Below are 25,688 nucleotides of genomic sequence, written 5' to 3' on the forward strand. Positions count from 1 at the left end.
TTCGAATGTTTTTAGTTTTATTTTGGTATCATCTGTGATTATACAAATAAAAATAGTAGTATCTGATTTGGTGTCTTTAAAATAGCAAAAAAGCCTGTTTTTACGTTGGGTTTGATTGAAAATTTTTAACTTCCCCAAATATTTCAACTTAAATTTTTAATGCAGTTATCCGTTATTATTCTGAATTATAATGTGCGCTATTTTCTGGAACAGTGTGTGTTAAGTGTGCAGGAAGCCCTTTCCGGTATTGATGGGGAAATCATTGTAGTAGATAATAATTCTGATGATGATAGCTGTATCATGATGAAAAGTAGGTTTCCGGAGCTGCAATTAATCGAAAATAAAGAAAATTTAGGATTTCCAAGAGGAAATAATATCGGTGTTGCTCAGGCTAAAGGCAAATATATTTGTATTCTTAATCCCGATACAGTAGTGGCAGAAGATACATTTGTAAAAATACTGGCTTTCGCCGAAGGAAAAAAGAATCTCGGTATTATTGGCTGTAAATTAATTGACGGTACAGGAAATTTTCTGCCCGAAAGCAAACGAGGAATTCCAACACCATGGGTTGCTTTTACAAAAATTTTCGGTTTGTATAGAGTTTTTCCAAATCAAAAGCTTTTCAATCAGTATTATGCACAACATCTGTCAGAAAATGAAACAGGAAAGGTTGATATTTTGGTAGGTGCATTTATGGTAATGCAACGCGAATTGTATCTTGAGACAGGAGGTTTTGATGAAAATTGTTTTATGTATGCAGACGACATAGATTTATCCTATTCTGTTTTGCAAAAGAAAAAAAACAATTACTATTTTCATGAAACATCAGTAATACATTATAAAGGAGAGAGTACTGTTAAAAATGAAAAGTACATGAGACGATTTCAGGAGGCAATGGAGTTTTTCTATCAGAAGCATTTTAGAAAATCTCTGTTTTTTTTGGTTTTTATCAAAGTTGGAATTTTTCTTTTTTCTTTAGTAAAAATGTTTCAGGGTAAACCTAAGTCAAATCCATTACCAGAAAGCTATGTTTTCTTTTCTTCAAATGAAATTTTCTGTAGCCAATTATGTTCAGTTTTAAAAAATAAAGTCGCTTTTTTGGATTTAAAAAAGGAAAAAATGGTAAATTCGTCCCTCGTTTCAGGGGGTAAAAGAGTTGAGATTATTTTGGATAATCAATATGTTTCTTTTAAAAAATGTATCGAAATCGTAGAAACTTTTAAGCAACCTAATATTACTTTTAAAATTTTACCCAAAAAGGCTAACTTTTTAATTGGAAGTAATTCTAAAAATAAACAAGGTGAAGTGATAAAAATTGACTAAAATTAAATTTTATGTAATTTATATTTTAAATATTTAGTAATTTCGCAATCTGAAAATCAAAATCACCTTTTAAGTTAATAATATGGCAAGATTTGAATTGAGACTTCCGAAAATGGGAGAAAGTGTAGCCGAAGCAACCATTACAAACTGGTTGAAAGAAGTTGGAGACAAAATTGAAGCTGACGAAGCAGTACTGGAAATTGCAACAGACAAGGTTGATAGTGAAGTGCCAAGTGAAGTGTCAGGGGTCTTGGTTGAACAATTATTTGGTAAAGATGATCTGGTTCAGGTTGGACAAGTTATAGCGATTATTGAAACAGAAGGAGATGCTGCTTCAGAGGTAAAATCGATTGAAAAAGATCTAATTCCTGCAGAGGTTATTGAAATTGAAAAAACAATTGATGCTGCCAGAGAAGCTGTTTCAATTCCTCAGAATTTCTCTGATTCCGATAAATTCTTTTCCCCATTAGTAAAAAATATTGCTAAGGAAGAAGGGATTTCTGTTTCTGAGTTAGAAGGTATTTCTGGTTCAGGAAAAGAAGGGCGTGTTACGAAAGAAGATATTTTAAAGTATATTGCGAACCGTAAATCTGATGATAGAAAAGTAGAAGTTGTACTTCCAAAATCAGTTGAACCTACACCTCAAAAAAGTCAGCAGGCTGTTCCTGTTTCTGTAAATGGAGAGGATGAAATTGTTGAAATGGACAGAATGCGTAAGTTGATTTCTGGCTATATGACGGCATCGCTTCAAACTTCTGCGCATGTTCAGTCTTTCATTGAAGTGGATGTGACGAATATTGTCAAATGGAGAGAAAAGGTTAAAGCTGCTTTTGAAAAAAGAGAAGGCGAAAAACTTACCTTTACCCCTATTTTTATGGAAGCTGTTGCCAAAGCAATAAAAGATTTTCCCGGAATTAATATATCAGTTGAGGGGGATTACATTATCAAAAAAAAGAATATAAATTTAGGAATGGCGGCTGCTTTGCCAAACGGTAATCTGATTGTGCCTGTTATTAAAAATGCAGATCAGTTAAATCTTGTTGGAATGGCAAAAGCGGTAAATGATTTGGCTAATCGGGCTAAAGCAGGAAAGCTAAAACCTGATGATACTCAGGGGGGGACTTATACCGTGACAAATGTTGGTACTTTTGGAAGTGTTTTTGGAACCCCAATTATCAACCAGCCACAGGTTGGGATTCTGGCTTTAGGTGCTATTCGGAAAGTGCCAGCGGTAATTGAAACACCTGAAGGGGATTTTATAGGGATTCGTCAGAAGATGTTTTTATCACACTCTTATGATCACAGGGTTGTGGACGGTGCTTTAGGAGGCAGTTTTGTGAAGCGAGTAGCTGAGTATTTGGAAGCATTTGATGTTGATAGGGATTTTTAAAAATAATACATTAAAAATGTTAAATCCGGCAGAATTCAATTTTGCCGGATTTTTTATTTTCGTAATATCGACCTTTGTAAAAATAATTTAACAGTTGTTTGCCCTGATAAATTAGTGATAATTCGGCTTTAAGAATTACTTTTGTAAATTCAAAAACAAAAAAAATGGAACTCAAACTCAGCAGACCAATCTGCTTTTTCGATTTAGAAACGACCGGAATTGATATCGGAAAAGACAGGATTGTAGAAATTTCAATATTTAAAGTTTTTCCAAACGGAAATAAAGAAAGTAAGACCTGGTTAGTGAATCCAACAATTCCAATTCCGCCGCATACTACCGAGGTTCATGGGATAACAGACGAAAAAGTAGCGAATGAACCAACATTTAATGAGTTGGCTCCACAAGTATTCAATATGATTAAAGACAGCGATTTGGGAGGGTTTAATTCGGATCGTTTTGATATTCCTTTGTTGGCTGAAGAATTGCTTCGTGCAGGCGTTGATTTTGATATGAAAAACAAGGTGTCTGTAGATGTTCAGACTATTTTTCATAAAATGGAAGAACGTACATTGAGTGCCGCATTCAAATTTTATTGCGGAAAAAGTCTTGAAAATGCACATTCTGCAGAAGCAGATACAATGGCGACTTATGAAATATTGAAAGCACAGTTAGATCGTTATCCTGAACTGGAAAATGATATTAAATCATTGTCGGAATTTACAACCCGCAAAAAAATCGCTGATTTTGCCGGGATGATTGCTTTTGATAAAGACAATGAAGAAATTTTTACTTTCGGTAAGCATAAAGGGGCAAAAGTGGATAAAGTTTTAGAGTTAGAACCTGGCTATTTTAACTGGATTCAAAATGCTGATTTTCCTTTATATACTAAAAAAGTTTTGACGGCAATTAAACTAAGAAAGTTAAATACGAAATAAGTTGTAGTTGTTTATTGACTGTTTTGTTAATAAATAAATCTAAGAACCAGTAATTAAATAAAATGAAAATAATTTGCATCGGGAGAAATTATACTAATCATATTGAAGAATTAAAAAACGAGAAACCCTCTGAGCCTGTTATTTTTATGAAGCCAGATTCGGCGGTTTTATTAAAGCAGCATCCGTTTGTTATTCCTGAGTTTTCAGAAGATATTCATCATGAAATAGAGATTGTTGTAAAAATTAATAAAGTAGGTAAGTATATTGAACCTAAATTTGCACATAAATATTATGATGAAATAAGTGTGGGTATTGATTTTACAGCTCGTGATTTACAAACGAAATTAAAAGAGAAGGGATTGCCGTGGGAAAAAGCCAAAGCTTTTGACGGTTCAGCAGTAATTGGGGATTTTTTGTCAAAGACACTTTTTAGTTCTGTTGAAAATATTAATTTTGAATTGAAAAATAATGCTAAAACGGTTCAAAAAGGCAATACTAGTTTTATGTTGTGGAAAATAGATGAGCTTATTTCCTATGTATCTCAATATTTTACACTAAAAATTGGTGATGTTATATTTACCGGAACGCCTGCAGGAGTTGCAGCAGTTAAGCCAAATGATGTTTTAGAAGGCTTTTTAGAGGATAAAAAATTATTCAGAATACAAGTAAAATAATGGCATTAAAATATAATTTATCAAAAGTATATGCGCTTTCGGACAATGATTCGGAATTTGTGAATGAAATTCTAAGACTATTTGTTACTGAAGTGCCGGAAGATTTGAAGCAAATAAAAGAAGGTATTAAGAAGAAGGATCATAAACATGCCTATTCTTATGCACATAAAATTAAACCAACTCTCGATTTGATGGGGTTAAATGTTGCTTTTGAAGAAATTTTGCAGGTTGAGGCGTGGACTAAGGCAGAAGGTAAAAAGAAAGAAATTATAGAAACTTTTAAAAGTATTAAAAAACAGGTAAATGATGCTGTTAAGGAAATTAAAAAAGATTTCGATGTTTAGCAGATAAGGTTGTTTAATGAAAATTTATTTAGAAATTTTTGTTTAACGAGCCTTTTTTCATGTTGTAATAGGTTGCTTTTTTTGCTCCCTCCAGCATCCATTTTACATGCAGTATCTTTCTGCAGGAATATAAATGAATAGAAAATCAAAAAAATGAAAGCAACAATCGTTACTATTGGAGATGAAATTTTAATAGGGCAGATTATTGATACTAATTCCGGATTCATTGCTAAGGCATTAGATAGAATTGGGGTTGAGGTGAGAGAGATGATTTCGATAAGCGATGATAAAAAGCATATTTTAGATACTTTTTCGCAACTCCAGAATAAAGTCGACCTAGTGATTGTAACTGGAGGATTAGGGCCAACTAAGGATGATGTCACAAAAAAAACTTTTTGCGAATATTTTGATGACCAGCTGGTTGTGAATCCGGAAGTTTTGGCTCATGTTACTCAATTAATCGAAGGTTATTTTAAGCGTCCGATTACGCAGATGAATAAAGATCAGGCTCTGGTCCCTTCCACTTGTACGATACTTCATAATAAAGTTGGTACAGCACCTGGAATGTGGATGAAAAAAGAAAATACTGTTTTTATTTCACTTCCTGGCGTGCCTTATGAGATGAAATATTTGATTGAGGAAGAAATAATTCCAAAAATTATCCGTGAATACAAACGTCCCTATATTATTCATAAAACTATTTTAACGTATGGGCAGGGCGAGAGTTTGGTTGCAGAGCGTATTGAGCATTGGGAAAATAATCTGCCTGATTTTATTAAACTGGCCTATCTTCCGAATCCTGGGCGTGTACGTTTAAGGCTGACTGCGAGAGGTACAGATAGAAAGATCTTAGAGGCGGCGATAGAAGAGAATGTAAAGTCATTAGATGCTATAATTCATGATATTATAGTCGGTTTTGATGATGATGAAACTATCGAAGTTGCTTTGGGAAAATTATTGTTTCAGCAAAATAAAACTATTTCGACTGCCGAGAGTTTTACTGGCGGAAAAATTGCTTCATTGTTGTCTGCTGTTCCTGGAGCGTCAAATTATTTTAAAGGCAGTATTGTTTCGTATGCAACAGAAACTAAAGTGAATGTTCTTGGGGTTTCACAGAACGTTGTAGATGAATTTTCGGTAGTAAGTGCGGAGGTAGCGTCGGCTATGGCTTTGAATGTGAAAAGCTTGCTGAAAACAGATTATGCGCTTGCTACAACAGGTAATGCAGGTCCTTCCAAAGGGGATTCAGATGCTGGAATTGGAACTGTGTTTATAGCACTGGCGACACCAAATGGAGTTGTTGTAGAAGAATTTAACTTTGGACAACCTCGTGAAAAAGTGATAGATAGAGCGACCATTAAGAGTCTGGAGATGTTGCAGAAAGAAATTTTGAAAATTGTGTAATATTTTTTTGCTACAATCGTTTATTTTTCTTTTCTTTGCACCCTGATTTTGAATAACGATAAAAGATAAGTATAATGTCAAGAGTTTGTGACCTTACAGGTAAAAGAGCGATGGTAGGAAATAACGTTTCTCACGCTATGAACAAAACTAAGAGAAAGTTTTCTGTAAACTTAGTTAAAAAGCGTTTTTATCTTCCAGAAGAAGATAGATGGATTACTCTTAGAGTAGCAGCATCTACGATAAAAACAATTAATAAAAACGGAATCACTGCTGTTTTGAAAAAAGCGCAGTCAGAAGGATTTATCAAATAATCTTTTCCTAAATAAATATATAGCAAGATGGCAAAGAAAGGTAATAGAATCCAGGTAATTTTAGAATGTACTGAACACAAAACTTCTGGTGTTGCAGGAACTTCTAGATATATTACAACTAAGAACAAAAAAAATACTCCGGACAGATTAGAGATTAAAAAGTTTAATCCAATCTTAAAAAGAGTAACTGTTCATAAAGAAATTAAATAATAATTAGAGATTTTATAAAGTCTCTATTAGAGATTTTGTTTAATTTCAAATAACTTTTGAATCATGGCAAAGAAAACCGTAGCATCGTTACAAACAGCTTCTAAGAGATTATCAAAAGCCATCAAAATGGTAAAATCTCCTAAAACGGGTGCATATACATTCGTAGAATCTATTATGGCTCCTGAAGAAGTTGACGAATTCTTGAAAAAGAAATAATTACAATTACATTATATAGAAAAGCTACTTTCATTCGGAAGTAGCTTTTTTATTTTTTATATTTGTTTAAAATCTAAAGAAGCATCACAAATTGGCTTTTTTTGGCAATGGATTACCGCTTTTTGTTGCAATATTTTATTTTGAACCCCAGAATAAAAGTATTTTCGCTGCAAACGTAGTTCTTAGAGCCAAGTTTGAAATGAAAATTATGTGAAGTAATCGGGGCTAAATTAAAGCAATAGGCTTTCTTTAAAGATTTGGATTTCAGATTATCTTCTTAATATATTAAAACCTACAAAATAAATGAGTTTTTTAAAAAAATTATTCTCTTCTGATAAAAAAGAGACTTTAGACAAGGGTCTTGAAAAATCGAAAATATCTTTTTTTTCGAAATTAAGCAAGGCTGTGGCCGGAAAATCTAAAGTAGATGACGATGTTTTAGATAATCTGGAAGAAATTCTGGTCGCATCTGATGTAGGGGTAAATACTACTCTGAAAATTATTGAAAGAATTGAAAGACGTGTCGCTGAAGATAAATATCTAGGAACAGACGAATTAAACCAGATTCTTCGCGATGAAATCGGTGCTTTGTTGTCTGAAACCAATACAGGTGAAGCAACCGAATTCGAAATTCCAAAAGATAAAAAGCCTTATGTTTTAATGGTTGTTGGGGTAAACGGAGTTGGTAAAACAACTACAATTGGTAAGCTTGCCTATCAGTTTAAAAAAGCCGGTCATAAAGTGGTTTTAGGTGCGGCAGATACGTTTCGGGCCGCTGCAATCGATCAATTGCAGGTTTGGGCAGACCGTGTTGATGTTCCAATCGTGAGACAAAATATGGGAAGCGACCCTGCTTCTGTAGCTTTTGATACTTTACAGTCTGCTGTTGCTCAAAATGCGGATGTGGTTATTATTGATACAGCAGGACGTTTGCACAATAAAATCAATCTGATGAATGAGCTTTCAAAAGTAAAACGTGTGATGCAGAAAGTAGTTGCTGATGCGCCTCACGATGTGCTTTTGGTTTTGGATGGTTCTACAGGTCAAAATGCATTTGAACAAGCAAAACAGTTTACAGCAGCAACTGAAGTAACTTCTCTGGCTGTTACAAAATTAGACGGAACTGCAAAAGGAGGCGTTGTAATTGGTATTTCAGATCAGTTTCAAATTCCGGTAAAATACATTGGTGTCGGTGAAGGAATTGAAGATTTGCAAGTCTTTAATAAATACGAATTCGTAGACAGTTTCTTTAAATAATTTCTTAAACGTAAAATGAAAAATATACCCCCTATTGCATTTTATTTTGCAAGTGTTCTGTGTTTTGTTTTTGCAAATGTTTCAAAAGATAAAAGTTTGTCTTTTTATTATATTTTATTGGTGTTGGGACTTGCTTTCTTTTTTGCAGGTATGTTGAAAAGAATCCGCACAAAAAGATAGCCCCGTTTTTAGTTACTTTTATCTATATTTCATGAAATATTTTGGTGTCTCTTGCTGTTTACCTTTTTTGCCTGTACAAACAAGAAAAATGATAGAGATGATAAACAATTTCGAACAGATCAAAAGGTAATTGTTATTCAGCCTTTGGGTAATTTTAAACTAAATCAGGCTGTAACAGTTTTTAAACAAATCAAAACGATCAATTCTAATGTGCTCTTAAGACAAAATATTTCTTTTCCTGAAAATTCTTTTTATAAACCCAGAAACCGATATCGTGCCGACAGTATTATTAAAAATCTTAAAAATAATATCGGCACAGATTCTGTAATTGTGGCATTATCACATGCCGATATCAGGACGACCAAAAATGGAATTAAAGACTGGGGTGTGATGGGGTTGGGTTATAAACCCGGAAAAGCCTGTGTAATTTCTGATTTTATATTATCCCGTAAAAATAAAAACGAACAGTTTTATAAATTAGTTTTATAGGGCATACAGCCGCTTTGTCTCATTGTGAAATAAAAACTTGCCTGATGCGGGATGCTTAAGGAGGCAATCCTTTTAATCAGGAAAAAAGCTTTTGCAGAGAATGTAAAAGCTTTTTAAAAAGAAAAGGCTGGAAATTAATCTAAAAACTATTGACTTTATAAATTAAGAGTTTTAAATTATTGGTATAAAGCACTAATTTTTGTCCATAATTCTTCATCAAAACCGGATAAGGCAAAAGTTGGATTTTCAGGATTTGCAACATCACCCATTCTAATGACTACCATTTTTTTGCTTGGAATCACGTATATTTTTTGGTCATTTTTACCTAAAGCCATAAACATGTCGTTTGGACCGGTAGGGATTAAGCTTCCATTGAATTGTAGTTGAGATTGCGGTAAATGATAACTGGCTTTTCCGTTGAGCCACCATAAATAGCCGTATCCTAAATTTATGTTTTGTGATGTAGTTGTTGCTTCATTAAAAAAGGTTTCGTTTAAAATAGTGGTATTTTCCCATTTTCCTTTATTGAGCATCAAAAGCCCAAAGCGGGCCATGCTTCTTGATGTACTTGTATAGACGCTATTATTGTCAATTTGTACCCAAGTACCATTCATTCCAATTTTGTCTCTCAATTTAGCGTTAAAATAGGTTGACCAGTTTTGTTTACTTGCAGCAGCAACAACGTCTTGTAGTTTTACGTAAACATTATGATATGCCCAGCGTGTACCTGCATCGGCTTTGTAAACCAGATCTGCTGGTTCAACATCATCCGTGCTGTCATCAAGTCCTGAAGTCATTGTTAGCAGATGTTTGCAGGTAATTAAATTTTCTTTGGCAAGTGTTTCGCTTGTCCAGCCTGTGCCAAGATATTGTGAAACTTTGTTATTGATGTTGAGTAGATCTTCCTGCTGGGCAATTCCTGCAACAGTGGAAGTTAATGTTTTTCCTGCACTTGCCCAATACCAGTTTGTTGTTGCAGAATGGTTGTTAAAGTAATTTTCTAAAACAATTCTTCCGTTTACTAAAATAATGAATGATTTAGAATGCTTGAGTTCCAGATAATCTAAAAGTGGCTGTACCGCATTTTGGTTCCATTTTAGTTCTGAAATTGATGTTGTTTCCCAGGCGGTTCCGGTTACGGGAGGAAAGTACATTGTTTGTGTTGGAGTGGTATCCGAAGTGTTGTCATCTTTACTGCAACTTACAAAGAATACCAGGATCAGGATTTTAAAAAATGTTTTAGTCATGGTTTTTGTTTTTGGTTTGTGGTATGACCAAAAATAGATAAAATAGTTTAATGTGTTTAGCAGATTTTTATTTCTTTTAAGGTTTATAAAGTTAACTTTGTAGTTCTCTAAAGATCTTTTGAAAACCGGAGCCCTAGCCCTGATGGGAGTGACATCCTTTTTCCTGCTGCTTCCAGCAGGGAAAAGATATAGCGGACAGCAGGAAAGAGCTTCTTGTTAAAATATATAATGATATGAAAAACACTTTTATGATTTTGGTTTTATCGTTTTTGTTTGTAAGCTGCAAACAGGAAATCAAACCAGCGGATATTGCAAAACTGAACGGCTACTGGGAAATTGAAAAGGTGGTTTTTGATAAGGGAGAGGAGAAGGCTTACGGAATGAATGAGAATTTTGACTATTTTCAGATTAAAGGAACAAAAGGAAGGCGAACAAAAGTGATGGCGCAATTTGACGGGACTTTTTTGACAACGAATACTTTTGAAAATGTATCAGTTCGTTTTACAGATAAAGGAACTTTTCTGGACTATAAAACGGATTATGCCAAATGGAGTGAGGAACTAATTTCGGTTTCAGATGAAGCTTTTGTTGTAAAAAATGATCAGAATAAAGAATACCATTATAAAAAATCAGGACCAGTAAATTTATTAAAAGATGGCGAAAAGAATAAATAATGAAAGTACTATTGGAGCTGTGTTGCAACAGATTATTCAGGTAAATAAATTACAGCCCGGAATGGATCTGGTTGATGTAAAGGATGCGTGGGCAAATTTGATGGGGAACGGTGTTAAAAGGTATACCAAAAACGTTGTATTGAAGGGGAGTACATTATATGTAGAACTGGGGTCGGCTGTTTTACGTGAAGAGTTAAGCCATGGAAAGTCTAAAATAGTGAAAATGATTAATGAAGAACTAGGGCGTGAGGTCGTGAAGGATGTGGTTTTGAGGTAGTAATCAGTGGTCAGATCCTAGTGTTCAGTTTCAGTATCCATAAAAAAATCCCGATTCCATTTTAGAATCGGGATTTTTTTATCAGTAAGTACTGCCTACTTAAAGCTGAACAATGAATACTAAAATTGTTCTCTTCCTGAAAAGTGAAATGCGCTTTCGATAGCCGCATTTTCATCGCTATCAGATCCGTGAACTGCATTTTCTCCAATAGAAGTAGCGTATGCTTTACGGATAGTTCCCTCAGCAGCTTCGGCTGGGTTTGTTGAGCCTATTAAAGTTCTGAAATCTTCTACAGCGTTATCTTTTTCTAAAATAGCAGCAACGATTGGTCCGCGAGACATGAATGCTACCAATTCTTCGTAGAAAGGTCTTTCTGCATGAACTGCGTAAAATGCTTTTGCATCAGCAACAGTTAATTGTGTTAATTTTAAAGAAACGATTTTGAAACCTGCATTAGTAATCATTGCCAGGATATTACCGATATGTCCGTTTGCAACTGCATCTGGTTTAATCATGGTAAAAGTTCTATTTGTAGCCATTTTTTGTGTTTTTTAAATTTGGTGCAAAAATAGTACTTTTTAGTGAATTGATTTTAATAAATTCATAATTAAAATATAGTATAATGGTGTTTTATTGAGGAAATGTAAAAATAGATCAATTGTGAATCTAAACAGTATCCACAACGTTTTGTATCACTTTATAGGATGTTCTAAATGATGCCTTCAGAATCAATTTGTTACTGTATGAAATCTATAGACTAAAGGTTCGGGTGCATATATAAAAGGAAATACCAGATCAAAAGAGAATAATAATTTAAAGAAGAGAGTGTGGTTGTTTGTCTCTCAGTATTATTACCATATTGTTTTGCTGTAAATTAAGTTTTTTTTTGGGTGTTAAGCTATATTGTTATGATATCGAAGTTGTGTTCTAATGGTTTTAGTTTTTCAATCAAAAGCGGAATGAGCTGCTCTCCTTTCTCCAGATAAAGCTCAGAAAAATTAGTCTGGCGTTCCTGTAAACCATTATTTGGGAATAATTCAAATTGTAAATCGGTGACACGTTGTAATTCTTCGTCTAATTTTCTTTTTTGCGCTTTCAGTAAACGTTTTTCCAGATTTTCCAACCCTTTCTTCTGCTTGGCTTCCTGGGCTTTTACGGCTCCGGAAAATGATTTATCGGTTTGATGTGCTAATTCGTAAAGATATTTAAATTGTTTTTCTAATGTTTCTTTTTGAACAGATAGATCAATTGGAAACGCAGATAATTTATGTGTGATTGTATTCACTAAATCAGCAGGTTTAGTAAACAAATCAGCCCAGCTTAAATTTAAATTGTCAGCTTTTTTAGCTTGCTTTTCAGTTGCTAAAAGAACTGAGTTTCGAACTAAAAGCATTGGAAAAGAAATATTTACAGCATCAAAAAAAGATTTCAATTCGAGCCAGTAAGCGATTTCTCCTCCTCCGCCAATGTAACACAGGTTGGGTAAAATAATCTCCTGATAAAGAGGACGCATAATTACGTTTGGGCTGAATTTTTCAGGATTACTTTCTAATAGCTGCAGAATTTCTTCTTTTGAAAATGAAATTCGGGTATTGTTTACGTAATATTGATCTTTTTCAAAAATGATTCTCTCGCGCAGCTCATTTTCGATATAAAACAAATTGATTTCACGCGGATTTACCTGAACGCTGTAATCCTGAAGCTGTTCAATGGTTTTTTGAACCATTTTAAAGGATGTCTGATTTTCTAATTCTTCTTTTACAAAAGGAATAAAAGCGCGTTTTAAATCAGCGTTATCAGCATCTATAATGACTAAACCATACTCGGCAAACAAACTGTTGGCTAAAAACCGGGTAGCATCAGCCAGATTTTCGTGTTTTAAATAAGCTTCTTCAAATAGTTTTTTGAGAACATTTGCGTTGGTATTTGAACCTAATTCTTTAGAGTAAATTTCAAAAAAATCAGTTAGACCTTCAGTTGAAAGTCTGCCGACAGGACCTGTACTTTCCTTATTCCATCTGAATTTCTTGCCTTTAAAATTAAAATAATTAATTTCTTCAAAATCATGATCTTCAGTAGCCATCCAGTAGATAGGTACAAAATTGTAAGCGGGATATTTTGACTTTAATTCTTTGGTTAGATTAATCGTCGAAATGATTTTATACAAAAAGTACAATGGACCGCTAAATAAATTTAGCTGATGTCCTGTGGTGATTGTAAACGTATTTTGATGTTCTAAAATATCAATATTTTGTTTAGTAGCATCTGAAATATCGATGTCTTGATATTGATTTTTTAAAGTATTAACCAAAGTAATCCGGTTTGCATTATCAAAATTTGATTGCTTTTCGACGATTTGTTTTTCGAAATTTTCAAGTGTTGGAAAGCGATTGTACAGCGGTTTTAATTCTGATTTCTGATCTAAATAATCTTGCATCAATTTAGAGAAATATCCTGAGTTTTGATAGCTGATACAGTCGCTTGGCATAATCTTGATTTTATTTTTGACAGCTGTAAATTTAATGAAAATATACACTTAAAATTGGTTTTAACTATAGCTTATGATTTGATTTTTGTTTTTGGATTTAAAAACTTTATAATCAGGTTTTTAGTTTTTAAAAAGTTGTGTAACATTGAAAATTTATAAAATTTGTTAAAAAGTATTGGTGTTGCAAAACTAATTCTTCTAAAACTGAATTATTCACAATGAAACTATACTTTTGTAATCAAAAAAAAGTTATATCAGTTTTTACATGAAAAATAATCCCAATCAAAAGAACTCCTTAAAACATGTTCTCTTTGGAAGCCTTATTGGTACCACAATCGAATTTTTTGATTTTTATATTTATGCCAATGCAGCCGTGTTGGTTTTTCCGCAATTATTTTTCCCGGGTGCTGATCCCACAATGGCTACCTTAGAATCTCTTGCAACTTTTTCCATTGCCTTTTTATCCCGCCCCTTGGGTTCTGCTTTTTTTGGACATTACGGAGATAAAATCGGACGTAAATTTACATTAGTTGCAGCACTGTTAACTATGGGGATTTCGACAGTTACCATAGGATTTTTGCCTGGTTATGCCAGTATTGGTGTTGCCGCTCCGTTATTATTGATGCTCTGCCGATTTGGGCAAGGTGTTGGTTTAGGAGGAGAGTGGGGAGGAGCCGTTTTATTGGCCATTGAAAACGCGCCACCACATAAACGTGCATGGTACGGAATGTTCCCGCAATTGGGAGCGCCAATTGGATTACTGCTTTCCGGAGGGACTTTTTTAGTATTGACGGATTCAATGAGTAATGAAGATTTTATGAATTACGGCTGGAGAATTCCTTTTATTGCCAGCGCTCTTTTGGTTATAGTTGGTTTTTATATCCGGACTAAAATCTCAGAAACGCCATCTTTTGAAAATTCTAAAAATGCCCACGAAGAAGTAAAAGTTCCGTTTTTAACTTTGGTAAAATCGTATAAAAATCAATTGATTTTTGGAACATTAGGAGCTGTAACAACCTTTTTGGTGTTTTATTTAATGACAGTGTTTACCCTGAGTTGGGTTACTTCAGATTTAGGTTATGTAAAAAGAGATGCTTTATTGATTCAATTGTTTTCGGTATTGTTCTTTGCCCTTTTTATTCCAATTTCAGCTTTGGTTGCCGATAAAATTGGACGTAGAAAAATATTAATTTTCACTACAATTGCAATTGCTGCTTTTGGATTTTTCTTTTCATTATTCCTTAATTCAGGAAGTCCGTTTTTAGTAACCGCTTTTGTTTGTATCGGAATGTCTTTGATGGGATTTACTTATGGGCCTCTGGGGACATTTTTATCAGAGTTGTTTCCAACCACTGTTCGTTATTCAGGAGCTTCTTTGACGTTTAATCTCGCAGGAATTTTAGGAGCAGCATTTGCGCCCATGATTGCCATTTGGCTGGCAAGTACGTATGGTTTGAATTATGTTGGTTTTTACCTGACCATTGCAGCTATTATTTCTTTAGTTTCCTTTTTAGTGATTTCTAAAAAAGTACATCAGTTTTAATATTTCTGAAACTAACTATACCGAGGTAACGAGTTATTCGTTACCTTTTTTTTGGAATAATCTTAAAAAAACCTTGATTTTTATGCTTTATGGAATTTGTTTCAAATATGTAAGTGTTTGATTTTTAATTTATCGAATTTTTTTTTAAGAAAATTTTGTGATTTAATTTGTTTATTAAAAAAATAATTCACAAAATTTGCATCAGAAAATAAATAATTAACTATTAATAAACGAAGACAATGTTTGTATTAAACTTTACCTCTCAAAACATCGCATCAGGATTAGATTCTGTTGGCATGTGTCTTCGTGGCTTTTCTCAATCATAGCAAATTAATTTTAGAGATATGAACAAGCCCGAAGGAAAATAACTTTCGGGCTTTTTTTATTCTAGACCCTTCAAAAATTCCCGAATATCCGAACTGAATTTATCTGTTTCAGATAAAATGTTTATCAAAATCTATTTGCTCAGATTTTGCATGATGTTTTGTACATATTCTTATGCCTTAAATGTTTTAAGAGAAAGTATTTCATTTTGTGAAAGAGAAAAAGGCAATATTGATTTTGGAAGAATTTCAATAGTAAAAAAACAAATGGGAAATAAATTATCCGGAAAAGACCTGATTAAAATAGGTTTTCCAAAAAATAATAGTATCAATATTGCCTTGGGGCAAATCAACCGATACAGAAAAAGAGAAAAAAAAGAAAGTATATTAACCGAAGCCAAAGAAGTGTTACTGTTTCCAGAAAAATTTACCGGACACGGAACCTGGGGAAAAGTTGCCGAAGGATTGGTAAATCCGGTACAAGTCAGAATGCATCAGCTTAACAATACAAGAGCGCCTTTCTCAATTTTCGGAGAAAATGAAATTGATGAGCAGGCGAAATATCAATTGTATGATGCCTTGAAACTACCAATTTCAGTTGCCGGAGCTTTAATGCCGGATGCGCATTCCGGTTATGGATTACCAATTGGCGGAGTTCTGGCAACAGATAATGCCGTGATTCCGTACGGAGTTGGTGTAGATATCGGCTGTCGAATGAGTTTGTCAATTTTTGATATTCCGGCTTTTTTCTTTAAAGGAAAAGAACATCAGCTGGAAGCAATTTTGAAAGATAATACCAAGTTTGGAATGTATGAAACGCACACTATTCGCACAGATCACGAAGTGTTTAGCCGAAGTGAATTTCAGGATATTCCGCTTTTGAAAAACCTTTTAAGTAAAGCGTACAAACAACTAGGAACATCCGGTGGAGGAAATCACTTTGTTGAATTCGGAATTGCAAAAATCACCGATCCGCTCAACGAATGGAAGATTGGAGTTGGGGAATATTTTGCAGTGCTTTCGCATAGTGGTTCAAGAGGTTTAGGTGCTAATATCGCAAAACATTACACGTATCTGGCAACCAAACAATGTCCGCTGCCTAAAAATGTACAGCATCTGGCATGGCTCGATTTGAATACGCACGACGGTCAGGAATACTGGCTGGCTATGAATTTAGCAGGTGATTATGCCAAAGCCTGTCATGATGATATTCACCGTCGAATTGCAAAAGCGATAGGAAAACGAGTAGTTGTAACCATTGAAAACCATCACAATTTTGCATGGAAGGAAATCGTAAACGGCAAGGAAGTAATTGTTCACCGAAAAGGAGCAACTCCTGCAAACGTTGGTGAACTGGGCATTATTCCCGGTTCAATGACTGCTCCCGGATTTATTGTTCAGGGGAAAGGAAATGCAGGGAGTTTAAATTCGGCTTCTCATGGTGCAGGGCGATTGTTTTCTCGTAAAAAATGCAAAGAATCCTTTACCCAAAGTGAGATTAAAAAAGTCCTGAAGGCAAACGATGTGACTTTAATTGGAGGTAATATTGACGAAGCACCCATGGCCTATAAAGACATTAATAAAGTAATGACTAACCAAACGGAACTGGTGGATGTATTAGGCACATTTACACCAAAAATCGTTAGAATGGACAGATAATTATGGAAAAAATAATTCAAATAACTTCAGGTCGCGGTCCGGCTGAATGCGGTTGGGTTGTGGCTCAGGTGCTGAAAACTTTTCTGGAAGAAGCAAATGAGAATAAAATTAAAACAACCTTGCTTCAGCGGGAAAAAGGCATCGAAAATGGAACGGTAGAAACGGCAACAATTTTACTCGAAAGTGATAATCTGAATGCGTTTGTTAATTCATGGGTAGGAACCATTCAGTGGATTGGGCAGAGTCAGTTTAGAAAATTTCATAAACGTAAAAACTGGTTTATCGGAATTTTTGAATTTGATAAAGTGACAACTACTGAAATTTCAGAGAAAGACATTCAGTATCAGGCGATGCGTAGTTCCGGTTCCGGCGGACAACATGTAAACAAAGTAAGTTCGGCAGTACGGGCGACTCATGTTCCAACAGGAATTAGTGTAGTGGCTATGGATTCTCGATCTCAGCACCAGAATAAAAAACTGGCAACCGAAAGATTGCTTCAGAAGTTTAAGGACGAAACGGTAAAACAATTCAAAGCCGAATTTCAGGCACAGTGGATGAACCAATTGCAGATTCAGCGTGGGAATCCGATTCGGATTTTTGAGGGTTCAGATTTTAAGAAACAAAAACAAGTTAAAAATTACAAACAGGAGCGGCAAAGATTAAAACGGGAAGATTATTTCGACCGCGAATAATAATAGAATTTTGCATTCCGAATAGAAAAATTATGAAAACAGTAGATAAATATCTTTTTCAGGCATTAGACAATTATCCATATTGGTTGGAAGGAACCATCGAATCGTTGGATTATGCCTTGTCTTACGATGATAAAAATACCATGGCATTGTGTTTATACGGTCAGGTTTTTTCAGATCAGTTATTCAAATATGAAGAAGCAAAAGAGTATTTTCAGAGAGCACTTTCGATTAATATTTATGCTTTAGAGGTGTATCCTTTTTATATTCATACTTTGATTTTAAATGAAGATTACGAAGAAGCAATGAAACTGATTGATTTTGCATTGACAGTCAAAGGAATCAATAAAACTGAGATTCTTTTGAAGAAAGTAATACTTTTTGAGCGTCAGCAGGAATTTAAGAAGGCATTGAAAGTGATTAAAAAAGTAAAACTTACCACAATCAATACTTCTTATGATTATACAATTGAAGAATCTGAAAAAAGGCTAAACAAGAAACTGAATAGCGATTCGAAAAAGGATAAATCGGTCAAGAAGAAAAAGAAGAATAAGTAAATAATAAAGGATGTCAGTTACGGCATCCTTTCTTGGTTAAAAGTTTCAAAATATTAAAATGTTGGTTAAGTTTAACTAGTTGGATTTAGTTTAATCAATATTTAATTTAAAGCAAAAAGCTATACATTTGTTAAACATAAAATATACGCTAATGTCATCAATTAGAATTAAAAATTTTGGACCTATAAAAGAAGGTTATACAGATAATGATGGTTTTTTACCAATTGATAAATTAATGATATTTATTGGTGGACAAGGTAGTGGTAAAAGCAGTATTGTAAAATTAATATCTACTCTAACTTGGTTGGAAAAAGCATTGGTTAAAGGTACAATTTTGGTTAAAGATATTGAGGAAAATGATGCTTTTAGAATTAAATGGTGTGAATTTCAATCTATTCAAAATTATTTTAATACAAATTCTTTTATTGAATATAAAGGGAAATACATTCATTTTAAATATGATTTTGGTAAAGCTGAAATACTTTTTATAAAGAACGCTGTTTATGAACAGCCTAAAATAACATACATACCTGCTGAAAGAAATTTTCTAAGTGTTTTAGAAGATTTAGAGAATATTAAAGGATTGCCAAAATCCTTGAGTTGGACGCTTACTGAGTTTATTAAGGCTCGAAGAAGTTTAATAAAAACATATCCTATTTATATTAATGATATTGAATTTGAATATGATGATAGTACTAAAGTGTCCTATATTTCAGGGAAAGGGTTTGACAAACTAAAACTTGCAGAAGCATCAAGCGGAATTCAATCGGTTGTGCCTTTGGTAGTTGTGCTTTCCTATTTGGAAGGATTTATAAACAGCAAAATATCTCAGGATATTGATAATTTAAGTTTTGCAGAGAGTGAAAAGTTCAAATCATTATTAAAGGTGATAAATAAAGATACAATATCGATTCTTAGTGAATATTCTGAAAGAATAGAGAGTTTAAATAAAATGTTCTTGCCTCAAAACCTTTTCTCAATAATCGAAGAAATAGAACAAAATCTATTTCCAGAAAGTCAAAAAAACATTCTGTTTAAATCTTTTGAATTCAATAACAATAAACAAGATAATCATCTAATAATTACTACTCATAGTCCTTATATAATAGCTTATACAAGTCTTGCGATGAAGGCTTTTAAAGTAAAAGAGAATACAAATGAAAATCATGATTTGTTAAAAAGACTTGAAGATATTGTGCCAATAAAATCTTGTGTTAATCCTGATCAAACAGGTATTTACCAAATAGATGATAATGGTACAGTTTTTTCCATAAAATCAGAAAGAGGTTTGATTTTAGATAATAATTTTCTGAATACGAGTTTAGAAGATACTAACGAATTGTTTAATGAATTACTTGATATCGCTGAGGAATGCAACAAATAGATTTTTTTAATTCAGATTGTGGTTTCGAAGAAACAAAATCAGACAAGTTTGGAATTCATGATGAATTGGATAATAACACTAAAGCTTATTTAGTTTTTGACTCTCAAAAAACATGGACACTTGAAGTTTTAAATTCTAACAGTAAATCTATTGAGTTTTATCCAATTGATAATTGTGTTAAAATTTATAAAGAAAATTCTAGAAATAAAGAGAGTACTTGTGATGGAATGTTGAAATTTGATAAGCACTTGATTTTTGTAGAACTTACTGAAAGTTGTCACAAAAGTGTTGAAGAATGTATTAGTCAAATTAAATCTACAATTTGTTTGTTTAAAATATGTCATCCTGATTTGGTTTTTGTAAAAAAGTCCGCTGTTGTTTCTAATACAGCGAGGCCAACTTCAACTATTTCTCACGAAAGATGTCTCGATTTTAGAGAAGAAACTGGTTTTGGTTTATCGGTAAAAACAGTTTTAAATATTAAATAACTCCTTTTGAAAACAAAACTTTTTGTAATCACCCCACCATTTACCCAACTGAATACTCCGTATCCAGCAACTGCGTATATAAAAGGTTTTCTGAATACCAAAAATATTGAATCGGTTCAGGCTGATTTGGGAATTGACGTGATTTTGGAATTGTTTTCGAAAAAAGGATTGGTTGATTTGTTTCAGGTTTCAAGTTTCAGGTTTGAAGTTTCTAATCAAGAAGTTTCAGATAATTCTAAACGCATTTTTGCTTTACAGGACGAATACATTAAAACGATTGATTCGGTAATTCAGTTTTTACAGGGAAAAAATCCAACTTTGGCGCTTCAGATTTGTCAGGAAGATTTTCTTCCCGAAGCTTCCCGTTTTGCACAATTAGAAGAACTCGATTGGGCTTTTGGAACTATGGGAACTCAGGATAAAGCGAAACACCTGGCGACTTTGTATCTCGAAGATATTTCGGATTTTATTGTCGAATGTGTCGATGAAAATTTTGGCTTTAGCCGATATGCTGAACGTTTAGGACGCAGTGCCAATTCTTTTGATGAATTATACGAAGCTTTGCAACAGAAACCGACTTATATTGATTCGATTTTAATTTCACTTCTGAAAGAAAGAATAGAAGCTGTAAAACCAACATTGTTTTTAATTTCTGTTCCCTTTCCGGGGAATTTATACAGTGCGTTTCGATGTGCGCAATGGGTCAAACAAAATCATCCTGAAATTAAAATTTCAATGGGTGGCGGTTTTCCGAATACAGAATTACGCTCACTTTCTGATAAGCGTGTTTTTGAATTCTTTGATTTTATCACTTTAGATGATGGCGAAGTGCCAATTGAAGAATTAATATTTAATTTAGAGAATCCAAATTCCGATTCTTATAAACGAACATTTTTATTAGAAAATGGAGAAGTTGTCTATAAAAACAATTCTTTAAAACACGATTATAAACAATCTCAGGTTGGAACACCGGATTATTCAGATCTGCCTTTGGATAAATATATTTCGGTTATCGAAATCGTGAATCCCATGCACAGAATGTGGAGTGACGGACGTTGGAACAAACTGACCATGGCGCATGGCTGTTATTGGGGAAAATGTACATTTTGCGATATTTCTTTAGATTATATAAAAGTTTACGAACCTGTTGCGGCCAATTTACTTTGTGACCGAATAGAAGAGTTAATTGAAAAAACAGGTCAAAACGGCTTTCATTTTGTTGATGAAGCGGCTCCGCCAGCCTTGATGCGTGCTTTGGCGCTTGAAATCTTAAAAAGAAAACTGGCTGTAACGTGGTGGACAAACATTCGATTCGAAAAAAGCTTTTCAAAAGATTTATGTTTATTATTGAAGGCTTCAGGCTGTATTGCCGTTTCAGGAGGTTTGGAAGTGGCTTCAGACCGATTACTGAAACTCATTGATAAAGGCGTAACCGTAGAACAGGTTGCCAAAGTAACCCGAAATTTTACGGAAGCCGGAATCATGGTGCATGCCTATTTAATGTACGGATATCCAACACAAACGATTCAGGAAACTGTTGATAGTCTCGAAATGGTACGTCAGTTATTTGAAGCCGGGGTTTTGCAATCCGGATTCTGGCACCAGTTTGCATTAACAGCGCATAGTCCGGTTGGATTGTATCCGGAACAATTTGGTGTGACCAAAAAGACGGAAGCGATTGGAACTTTTGCCAATAACGACATTGATTATACCGATTCAACAGGAATCAATCATGATAAATTCAGCTTTGGATTAAAGAAATCACTTTTTAATTTCATGCACGGAATCTGTTTTGATTATGAATTGCAGGATTGGTTCGATTTTAAAATTCCGAAGACAAAAATTCATCCGGATTTTATTTTTAATGCTTTAGAAGAACAAAACGATTTCAATACCAAACCAAACGCAAAAGTGGTCTGGTTAGGCGGAAAACCTTCGGTAGAAAGTTTTACAAAATCAAAAAAAGGAAGAAGCTGGGAAATGATGTCGCTGACTTTTCACGATAAAAAAGAAAGTTTTACTATTCAGACGAGTAAAGACGAAGGTGAGTGGCTAATTTCTATTTTGACTAAAATCTCGATTTCGAATACTAAAAACTACACTTTTCAGGAAGTTAAAAATGATTTCGAAACCACTTTGGAAGATTTCGAATTGTTTTGGTATTCTAAACCAATAAATACTTTAAGAGAATTTGGATTGCTTGTTTTGTAGCTAATATTCCACACATTCACCATCATTAGGAACAGCGGTTTTATATAAAAGATTATTTTCAGCCAAGGCTTTTTTAAGTTCTTCCCTTGTTGTCGGGCAATGATTTAAAGCTTCTAAATGATTAGCAAAAACTTTCGAAGGTGCCAGTGCAGTAAATTTCAGGATATCATTCATTCTCATTAATAGTGGCTGTCCAAAATCTAATCTTGCAGTACCGCAGGCAACGGTTGCAATGTCAGGTTTTAGTTCAGTCAGGACTTTTTCGGTATCTTTTGTAAAAATAGTATCAGAGCTGATGTAAATTGTTTTTTCGTTGAGAAGTTCTATAAAAAAGCCCATCACATTTCCCATCAATTTGGCTATGAAGCCATATCCGTGAACGGCCGGAATACCTGTTATTTTTCCGTCCAGAAAATTTTGAGGTTTCCAGTAATCAAGGGTTTGTATGACGGTTAAACCTCTTTGGGTTATCTTTTTTTCATCTTTTACGCTGCAAATTACCGGAATTGATTTTCTTTTTAGAAAAACTTCACCGGCTTTATCCAGATGATCCGGGTGTAAATGTGTTATCAGGCAATGTGTAACTTTACTCAGGATTTCCCTGCTGTTTTTTGGAAGTGCTTTCAACGGGTTTCTCTTTGGCGGGTAACGAAAGAGCGTAAAAGGAGTTGTAGTTTTCCTTTTTCCTAACATAGGATCAATTAGTAGGACATGTTTTTCTGTTTCAATAACTAAAGTGGCATTGCGTAAATGATGCAGTTTCATAATCTGACAAAATTAGAACTTAAAAATACAAATGATTTTTTAAATTATATTTACAGAATATTCTTTATTTGTAGTTGAATTGTTATTATTTACATCATGTGTTTTCAAGAAGGGTTCATACTTACTACATATATATTATTACAAATAAAGCCAAATCTGTTTTTTATACAGTTGTAACAAATAATATAAAAAAGCGATTGATTGAGCATGTAGAAAATATAACTACAAATAATAAAACTTTTGCTTCAAAATACAATGTTGGATTTTTGCTTTATTACGAGAAGTTTAATTGGATTCAAGAAGCAATAGCGAGAGAAAAAGAAATAAAAGGATGGAGGAGAGAGAAAAAAATAGCATTAATTAAAACAATTAATCCTGATTTAGATTTTTTAAACTCCATGTTTGAATAAAAATTTAGTTTGTCATTCCGACGGAGGAGGAATCTTCGTAAGTAGCTCGCCAAAGATTTGTTTAAGTTCTTAACTATGCGGAATAGTATTGTGGAGATTCCTCCTTCGTCGGAATGACAAAAACCAACTATTCAATTACAAATCGAAACCCGATTCCATGCAGGTTTTCAATAGATATCTCTTTTTCATTTGCCAGGATTTTTCGAAGACGCGAAATAAAAACGTCTAGGCTTCGTCCCATAAAATAATCATCAGTTCCCCAAAGTGCGTTTAAAATCTGTTCCCTTTTTAATACAGAATTTTTATTATCGAGAAATAATTTCAACAATTCAGCTTCGCGTTGTGTAAGACCAATCTTTTCTTCGTTATTAAAAAGAATAAAGTTCTTAGTATCAAACTGATATTTTCCTATGTCATAAATCGATTTTTCGGATTTGTTGTTTTTTTGTGAACGTTTTAAAAAGACTTCAATTTTTAATATTAATTCTTCAATGCTGAAAGGTTTTACGAGGTAATCATCTGCCCCTAAACGCAGTCCTTTAATCCGGTCTTCTTTTAAAGTTTTAGCAGAGAGAAAAATAATTGGGATATCAGTATTGAGTTTCCTAATTTCTGATGCTAATTCGAAACCATCCATTTTTGGCATCATGATATCAAAAATGCAAATATCGAAATCCTCCATTTTAAAACTTTCTAAACCTGATTTTCCATCAGAACAATGTGTTACATCATAGCCGTTTTGTTCTAGGTTGTCTTTGGTTAAAAAGGCTAATGTTTCATCATCTTCGGTATAAAGGATTTTAAAGCTGCTCATTTTTATATGGGATTGACAAAGTTATGGTGATACCTCTTGTATGGTTTTTTAGTGCGGAAATTTTCCAGTTTTGAAGGTCGCAAATCTTTTTTACATAATACAAACCTAATCCAAAACCGTTAACCTCATTACTTTTTTCATTCTGTATCCGGTAAAATTTATCAAATATAAATGAAATATTTTTAGAAGCAATTCCGATTCCGTTATCTTCAAAGGACAGTTTTAAGAACTTATTTTCTGTAAAAATTTCAACCGTAATTTCAGGTTTTTCATTGCAGTACTTTACAGCATTATCGAGTAAATTATAAACCAGATTGGTAAAATGAAATCTATCGGTTTCGAGTTCGTAATGGTTCGAATCTGTTTTAATTTTAATGGAAGCTTCCGGATATTTTAAACGAATATTTTCAATTACTTCCTCAATAACAGGGATGATTAATAAGGATTCTTTTTTTAATTCCAGTGGTGTATAATCAGATTTTGCGATGTTCAAAATCTGCTCAATATGGTTGTTTAGTTTGTTGCTCTGGCTGATGATGATATCGGTATAAGTGTACAGTTTTTTGTCTTCCTTAATTTTTTCCTGCCCGATTAAATATTTAGAAGCAATTAAAATAGAAGATAAAGGCGTTTTAAATTCATGGGTCATATTATTGATGAAATCACGCTGCAGTTCTGAATATTTTTTTTGCTGCAGAAGAGTCAAAATCGAATAGACATAAATCAGTAAAATAAAAATCAAAACAATAGACAATACAAACCAAAAACGCATGGAACTAAATAAATAAGTCGTTTCATGAGGAAAACGTACGGCAAAATAATACACCAGATTTTTGTGTTTCGGAAAATATACAGATTGTTTAGCTCTTCCTTTATTCGATAAAGAAATGTAATTTCCATAAACCATTTCGTCGCTTTGACAGTTGTACATGGCGTATTCAAAATCTGTCGTGATATTCATTTTTTTAAACTCAGTTTTCAGATAAAACTCCAGAATATCAGGTTCAAAATCATTATCAATGTTTACAATATAATAGTCATTAGCAATTTTTTGTACCGGATTTTGTGCCGGCAACTCGTGATTAGTGCCTTCGTATAATTTTTTTGCAACTTCCAGCAGGGCAATATGTGTTTTCTGGCTCAGCTTTTTTTGTTCTAATGTAAAAGCTTCTTTTGTCCACAGCAATTGAGCGATCAATATACCAATAATGGCTATTAATCCGAGGATAATGATGCTGTTGAGTCTGTTTATTTTCAAGGGAATCTCCTTTTTAGAAAGTGTAATATTAATCAAATTTTAAATTAAAAATAGCAGTTAACAGGTCATTAACAAACATTTGAAACCGGTTAACAGCGAATTGATTTTGGGTAAGGTACTTTTGAAATATAAAAGTAAACCATTTACCAATTTAAATAAAAATAC

The 25,688-nt window shown here is 33.5% G+C and carries 27 protein-coding genes; 21 read left to right on the plus strand and 6 right to left on the minus strand.

The genetic code is table 11. The features are described from left to right. Positions 1–159: 159 nt before the first annotated feature. From ACNC7R_RS05925 to ACNC7R_RS05975, 11 genes are all read left to right on the plus strand, one after another. The gene (locus ACNC7R_RS05925; RefSeq protein ID WP_417940027.1) at positions 160–1,323 is read left to right on the plus strand and encodes a glycosyltransferase family 2 protein; all 1,164 of its coding nucleotides are present in this window, start codon (positions 160–162) and stop codon (positions 1,321–1,323) included. A gap of 82 nt (positions 1,324–1,405) precedes the next feature. Further along, entirely contained in the window at positions 1,406–2,713 is a 1,308-nt protein-coding gene (locus ACNC7R_RS05930; protein WP_417940028.1) for a dihydrolipoamide acetyltransferase family protein, read from the plus strand. 164 nt (positions 2,714–2,877) lie between these two features. After that, a complete protein-coding gene (locus ACNC7R_RS05935) occupies positions 2,878–3,648 on the plus strand; it encodes an exonuclease domain-containing protein (RefSeq protein ID WP_417940029.1) in 771 nt (256 codons plus the stop codon). A gap of 62 nt (positions 3,649–3,710) precedes the next feature. Further along, entirely contained in the window at positions 3,711–4,322 is a 612-nt protein-coding gene (locus ACNC7R_RS05940; RefSeq protein ID WP_417940030.1) for a fumarylacetoacetate hydrolase family protein, read from the plus strand. Next, positions 4,322–4,666: an Hpt domain-containing protein gene (locus ACNC7R_RS05945; protein WP_025572169.1), complete on the plus strand. Its 345-nt coding sequence runs from the start codon at positions 4,322–4,324 to the stop codon at positions 4,664–4,666. The genes ACNC7R_RS05940 and ACNC7R_RS05945 overlap by 1 nt, the downstream gene beginning before the upstream one ends. Positions 4,667–4,819: 153 nt before the next feature. Then, complete coding sequence (locus ACNC7R_RS05950) at positions 4,820–6,070, plus strand: CinA family nicotinamide mononucleotide deamidase-related protein (protein WP_417940031.1); 1,251 nt, start codon at positions 4,820–4,822, stop codon at positions 6,068–6,070. Positions 6,071–6,144: 74 nt separating this feature from the next. Then, on the plus strand, positions 6,145–6,381 hold the full coding sequence (gene rpmB, locus ACNC7R_RS05955; protein WP_008468080.1) for a 50S ribosomal protein L28: 237 nt from the start codon (positions 6,145–6,147) through the stop codon (positions 6,379–6,381). A 27-nt stretch (positions 6,382–6,408) separates the two neighbouring features. Then, positions 6,409–6,591 (plus strand): 50S ribosomal protein L33, encoded by a 183-nt coding sequence (rpmG, locus tag ACNC7R_RS05960; protein WP_017495179.1) that lies wholly within the window; start codon positions 6,409–6,411, stop codon positions 6,589–6,591. A 63-nt stretch (positions 6,592–6,654) separates the two neighbouring features. After that, a complete protein-coding gene (locus ACNC7R_RS05965) occupies positions 6,655–6,807 on the plus strand; it encodes a DUF4295 domain-containing protein (protein WP_070261881.1) in 153 nt (50 codons plus the stop codon). A 303-nt stretch (positions 6,808–7,110) separates the two neighbouring features. After that, positions 7,111–8,064 carry a signal recognition particle-docking protein FtsY gene (gene ftsY / locus ACNC7R_RS05970; protein WP_417940032.1) on the plus strand — a complete coding sequence of 318 codons (954 nt, stop codon included), beginning with the start codon at positions 7,111–7,113 and terminating at the stop codon, positions 8,062–8,064. Between the two features lie 231 nt (positions 8,065–8,295). Next, a complete protein-coding gene (locus tag ACNC7R_RS05975; RefSeq protein ID WP_417940033.1) occupies positions 8,296–8,733 on the plus strand; it encodes a Zn-dependent protease in 438 nt (145 codons plus the stop codon). Between the two features lie 176 nt (positions 8,734–8,909). On the opposite strand, the gene ACNC7R_RS05980 is transcribed toward ACNC7R_RS05975, so the two are convergent. Further along, complete coding sequence (locus tag ACNC7R_RS05980) at positions 8,910–9,980, minus strand: serine hydrolase domain-containing protein (RefSeq protein ID WP_417940034.1); 1,071 nt, start codon at positions 9,978–9,980, stop codon at positions 8,910–8,912. Between the two features lie 233 nt (positions 9,981–10,213). On the opposite strand from ACNC7R_RS05980, the gene ACNC7R_RS05985 reads away from it, so the two are divergent. Both ACNC7R_RS05985 and ACNC7R_RS05990 read left to right on the plus strand, forming a co-directional pair. Then, positions 10,214–10,654, plus strand: coding sequence for a hypothetical protein (locus ACNC7R_RS05985; protein WP_417940035.1), 441 nt, complete (start codon positions 10,214–10,216; stop codon positions 10,652–10,654). Next, the gene (locus ACNC7R_RS05990) at positions 10,635–10,931 is read left to right on the plus strand and encodes a DUF721 domain-containing protein (RefSeq protein ID WP_417940036.1); all 297 of its coding nucleotides are present in this window, start codon (positions 10,635–10,637) and stop codon (positions 10,929–10,931) included. Before ACNC7R_RS05985 ends, ACNC7R_RS05990 begins: the two co-directional genes overlap by 20 nt. A gap of 119 nt (positions 10,932–11,050) precedes the next feature. Here ACNC7R_RS05990 and ACNC7R_RS05995 read toward each other — a convergent pair whose 3' ends face one another. Beyond that, the gene (locus ACNC7R_RS05995; RefSeq protein ID WP_417940037.1) at positions 11,051–11,470 is read right to left on the minus strand and encodes a nucleoside-diphosphate kinase; all 420 of its coding nucleotides are present in this window, start codon (positions 11,468–11,470) and stop codon (positions 11,051–11,053) included. A 359-nt stretch (positions 11,471–11,829) separates the two neighbouring features. Further along, complete coding sequence (bshC, locus tag ACNC7R_RS06000; RefSeq protein ID WP_417940038.1) at positions 11,830–13,419, minus strand: bacillithiol biosynthesis cysteine-adding enzyme BshC; 1,590 nt, start codon at positions 13,417–13,419, stop codon at positions 11,830–11,832. Positions 13,420–13,684: 265 nt separating this feature from the next. Here bshC and ACNC7R_RS06005 point away from each other — a divergent pair, with 265 nt between their 5' ends. The 7 genes from ACNC7R_RS06005 to ACNC7R_RS06035 all read left to right on the plus strand — a co-directional run bounded on the left by ACNC7R_RS06005 (position 13,685) and on the right by ACNC7R_RS06035 (position 22,276). After that, positions 13,685–14,962 carry an MFS transporter gene (locus ACNC7R_RS06005; RefSeq protein WP_417940039.1) on the plus strand — a complete coding sequence of 426 codons (1,278 nt, stop codon included), beginning with the start codon at positions 13,685–13,687 and terminating at the stop codon, positions 14,960–14,962. A 590-nt stretch (positions 14,963–15,552) separates the two neighbouring features. Next, entirely contained in the window at positions 15,553–16,944 is a 1,392-nt protein-coding gene (locus ACNC7R_RS06010) for an RtcB family protein (RefSeq protein WP_417943149.1), read from the plus strand. A 2-nt stretch (positions 16,945–16,946) separates the two neighbouring features. Further along, a complete protein-coding gene (prfH, locus tag ACNC7R_RS06015) occupies positions 16,947–17,636 on the plus strand; it encodes a peptide chain release factor H (RefSeq protein ID WP_417940040.1) in 690 nt (229 codons plus the stop codon). 32 nt (positions 17,637–17,668) lie between these two features. Then, positions 17,669–18,193 (plus strand): tetratricopeptide repeat protein, encoded by a 525-nt coding sequence (locus ACNC7R_RS06020; protein WP_417940041.1) that lies wholly within the window; start codon positions 17,669–17,671, stop codon positions 18,191–18,193. A gap of 127 nt (positions 18,194–18,320) precedes the next feature. After that, positions 18,321–19,577 carry a hypothetical protein gene (locus ACNC7R_RS06025; protein WP_417940042.1) on the plus strand — a complete coding sequence of 419 codons (1,257 nt, stop codon included), beginning with the start codon at positions 18,321–18,323 and terminating at the stop codon, positions 19,575–19,577. Next, the gene (locus tag ACNC7R_RS06030; protein ID WP_417940043.1) at positions 19,565–20,065 is read left to right on the plus strand and encodes a hypothetical protein; all 501 of its coding nucleotides are present in this window, start codon (positions 19,565–19,567) and stop codon (positions 20,063–20,065) included. The genes ACNC7R_RS06025 and ACNC7R_RS06030 overlap by 13 nt, the downstream gene beginning before the upstream one ends. 6 nt (positions 20,066–20,071) lie before the next feature. Beyond that, positions 20,072–22,276, plus strand: coding sequence for a B12-binding domain-containing radical SAM protein (locus ACNC7R_RS06035; RefSeq protein WP_417940044.1), 2,205 nt, complete (start codon positions 20,072–20,074; stop codon positions 22,274–22,276). Here ACNC7R_RS06035 and ACNC7R_RS06040 read toward each other — a convergent pair whose 3' ends face one another. Then, positions 22,277–23,041 carry an MBL fold metallo-hydrolase gene (locus tag ACNC7R_RS06040; protein WP_417940045.1) on the minus strand — a complete coding sequence of 255 codons (765 nt, stop codon included), beginning with the start codon at positions 23,039–23,041 and terminating at the stop codon, positions 22,277–22,279. It abuts the gene before it with no gap. 98 nt (positions 23,042–23,139) lie between these two features. Between ACNC7R_RS06040 and ACNC7R_RS06045 the strand changes: the two genes are divergently transcribed. Next, entirely contained in the window at positions 23,140–23,451 is a 312-nt protein-coding gene (locus tag ACNC7R_RS06045; protein ID WP_417940046.1) for a GIY-YIG nuclease family protein, read from the plus strand. Between the two features lie 127 nt (positions 23,452–23,578). On the opposite strand, the gene ACNC7R_RS06050 is transcribed toward ACNC7R_RS06045, so the two are convergent. Both ACNC7R_RS06050 and ACNC7R_RS06055 read right to left on the minus strand, forming a co-directional pair. Further along, positions 23,579–24,265: a response regulator transcription factor gene (locus ACNC7R_RS06050; RefSeq protein ID WP_417940047.1), complete on the minus strand. Its 687-nt coding sequence runs from the start codon at positions 24,263–24,265 to the stop codon at positions 23,579–23,581. Next, positions 24,252–25,523 carry a sensor histidine kinase gene (locus ACNC7R_RS06055; RefSeq protein ID WP_417940048.1) on the minus strand — a complete coding sequence of 424 codons (1,272 nt, stop codon included), beginning with the start codon at positions 25,521–25,523 and terminating at the stop codon, positions 24,252–24,254. Before ACNC7R_RS06055 ends, ACNC7R_RS06050 begins: the two co-directional genes overlap by 14 nt. Between the last annotated feature and the right edge of the window lie 165 nt (positions 25,524–25,688).

It is taken from the genome of Flavobacterium adiutor (genome assembly GCF_048282555.1).
GTDB lineage: Bacteria > Bacteroidota > Bacteroidia > Flavobacteriales > Flavobacteriaceae > Flavobacterium.

What these genes read in the sequence shown, in the direction of transcription:
- ACNC7R_RS05925 (WP_417940027.1), top strand. Translation starts at nt 160, where the DNA reads ATGCAGTTATCCGTTATTATTCTGAATTATAATGTGCGCTATTTTCTG.
- ACNC7R_RS05930 (WP_417940028.1), top strand. Translation starts at nt 1,406, where the DNA reads ATGGCAAGATTTGAATTGAGACTTCCGAAAATGGGAGAAAGTGTAGCC.
- ACNC7R_RS05935 (WP_417940029.1), top strand. Translation starts at nt 2,878, where the DNA reads ATGGAACTCAAACTCAGCAGACCAATCTGCTTTTTCGATTTAGAAACG.
- ACNC7R_RS05940 (WP_417940030.1), top strand. Translation starts at nt 3,711, where the DNA reads ATGAAAATAATTTGCATCGGGAGAAATTATACTAATCATATTGAAGAA.
- ACNC7R_RS05945 (WP_025572169.1), top strand. Translation starts at nt 4,322, where the DNA reads ATGGCATTAAAATATAATTTATCAAAAGTATATGCGCTTTCGGACAAT.
- ACNC7R_RS05950 (WP_417940031.1), top strand. Translation starts at nt 4,820, where the DNA reads ATGAAAGCAACAATCGTTACTATTGGAGATGAAATTTTAATAGGGCAG.
- rpmB (WP_008468080.1), top strand. Translation starts at nt 6,145, where the DNA reads ATGTCAAGAGTTTGTGACCTTACAGGTAAAAGAGCGATGGTAGGAAAT.
- rpmG (WP_017495179.1), top strand. Translation starts at nt 6,409, where the DNA reads ATGGCAAAGAAAGGTAATAGAATCCAGGTAATTTTAGAATGTACTGAA.
- ACNC7R_RS05965 (WP_070261881.1), top strand. Translation starts at nt 6,655, where the DNA reads ATGGCAAAGAAAACCGTAGCATCGTTACAAACAGCTTCTAAGAGATTA.
- ftsY (WP_417940032.1), top strand. Translation starts at nt 7,111, where the DNA reads ATGAGTTTTTTAAAAAAATTATTCTCTTCTGATAAAAAAGAGACTTTA.
- ACNC7R_RS05980 (WP_417940034.1), bottom strand. Translation starts at nt 9,980, where the DNA reads ATGACTAAAACATTTTTTAAAATCCTGATCCTGGTATTCTTTGTAAGT.
- ACNC7R_RS05985 (WP_417940035.1), top strand. Translation starts at nt 10,214, where the DNA reads ATGAAAAACACTTTTATGATTTTGGTTTTATCGTTTTTGTTTGTAAGC.
- ACNC7R_RS05990 (WP_417940036.1), top strand. Translation starts at nt 10,635, where the DNA reads ATGGCGAAAAGAATAAATAATGAAAGTACTATTGGAGCTGTGTTGCAA.
- ACNC7R_RS05995 (WP_417940037.1), bottom strand. Translation starts at nt 11,470, where the DNA reads ATGGCTACAAATAGAACTTTTACCATGATTAAACCAGATGCAGTTGCA.
- bshC (WP_417940038.1), bottom strand. Translation starts at nt 13,419, where the DNA reads ATGCCAAGCGACTGTATCAGCTATCAAAACTCAGGATATTTCTCTAAA.
- ACNC7R_RS06005 (WP_417940039.1), top strand. Translation starts at nt 13,685, where the DNA reads ATGAAAAATAATCCCAATCAAAAGAACTCCTTAAAACATGTTCTCTTT.
- ACNC7R_RS06010 (WP_417943149.1), top strand. Translation starts at nt 15,553, where the DNA reads ATGGGAAATAAATTATCCGGAAAAGACCTGATTAAAATAGGTTTTCCA.
- prfH (WP_417940040.1), top strand. Translation starts at nt 16,947, where the DNA reads ATGGAAAAAATAATTCAAATAACTTCAGGTCGCGGTCCGGCTGAATGC.
- ACNC7R_RS06020 (WP_417940041.1), top strand. Translation starts at nt 17,669, where the DNA reads ATGAAAACAGTAGATAAATATCTTTTTCAGGCATTAGACAATTATCCA.
- ACNC7R_RS06030 (WP_417940043.1), top strand. Translation starts at nt 19,565, where the DNA reads ATGCAACAAATAGATTTTTTTAATTCAGATTGTGGTTTCGAAGAAACA.
- ACNC7R_RS06040 (WP_417940045.1), bottom strand. Translation starts at nt 23,041, where the DNA reads ATGAAACTGCATCATTTACGCAATGCCACTTTAGTTATTGAAACAGAA.
- ACNC7R_RS06050 (WP_417940047.1), bottom strand. Translation starts at nt 24,265, where the DNA reads ATGAGCAGCTTTAAAATCCTTTATACCGAAGATGATGAAACATTAGCC.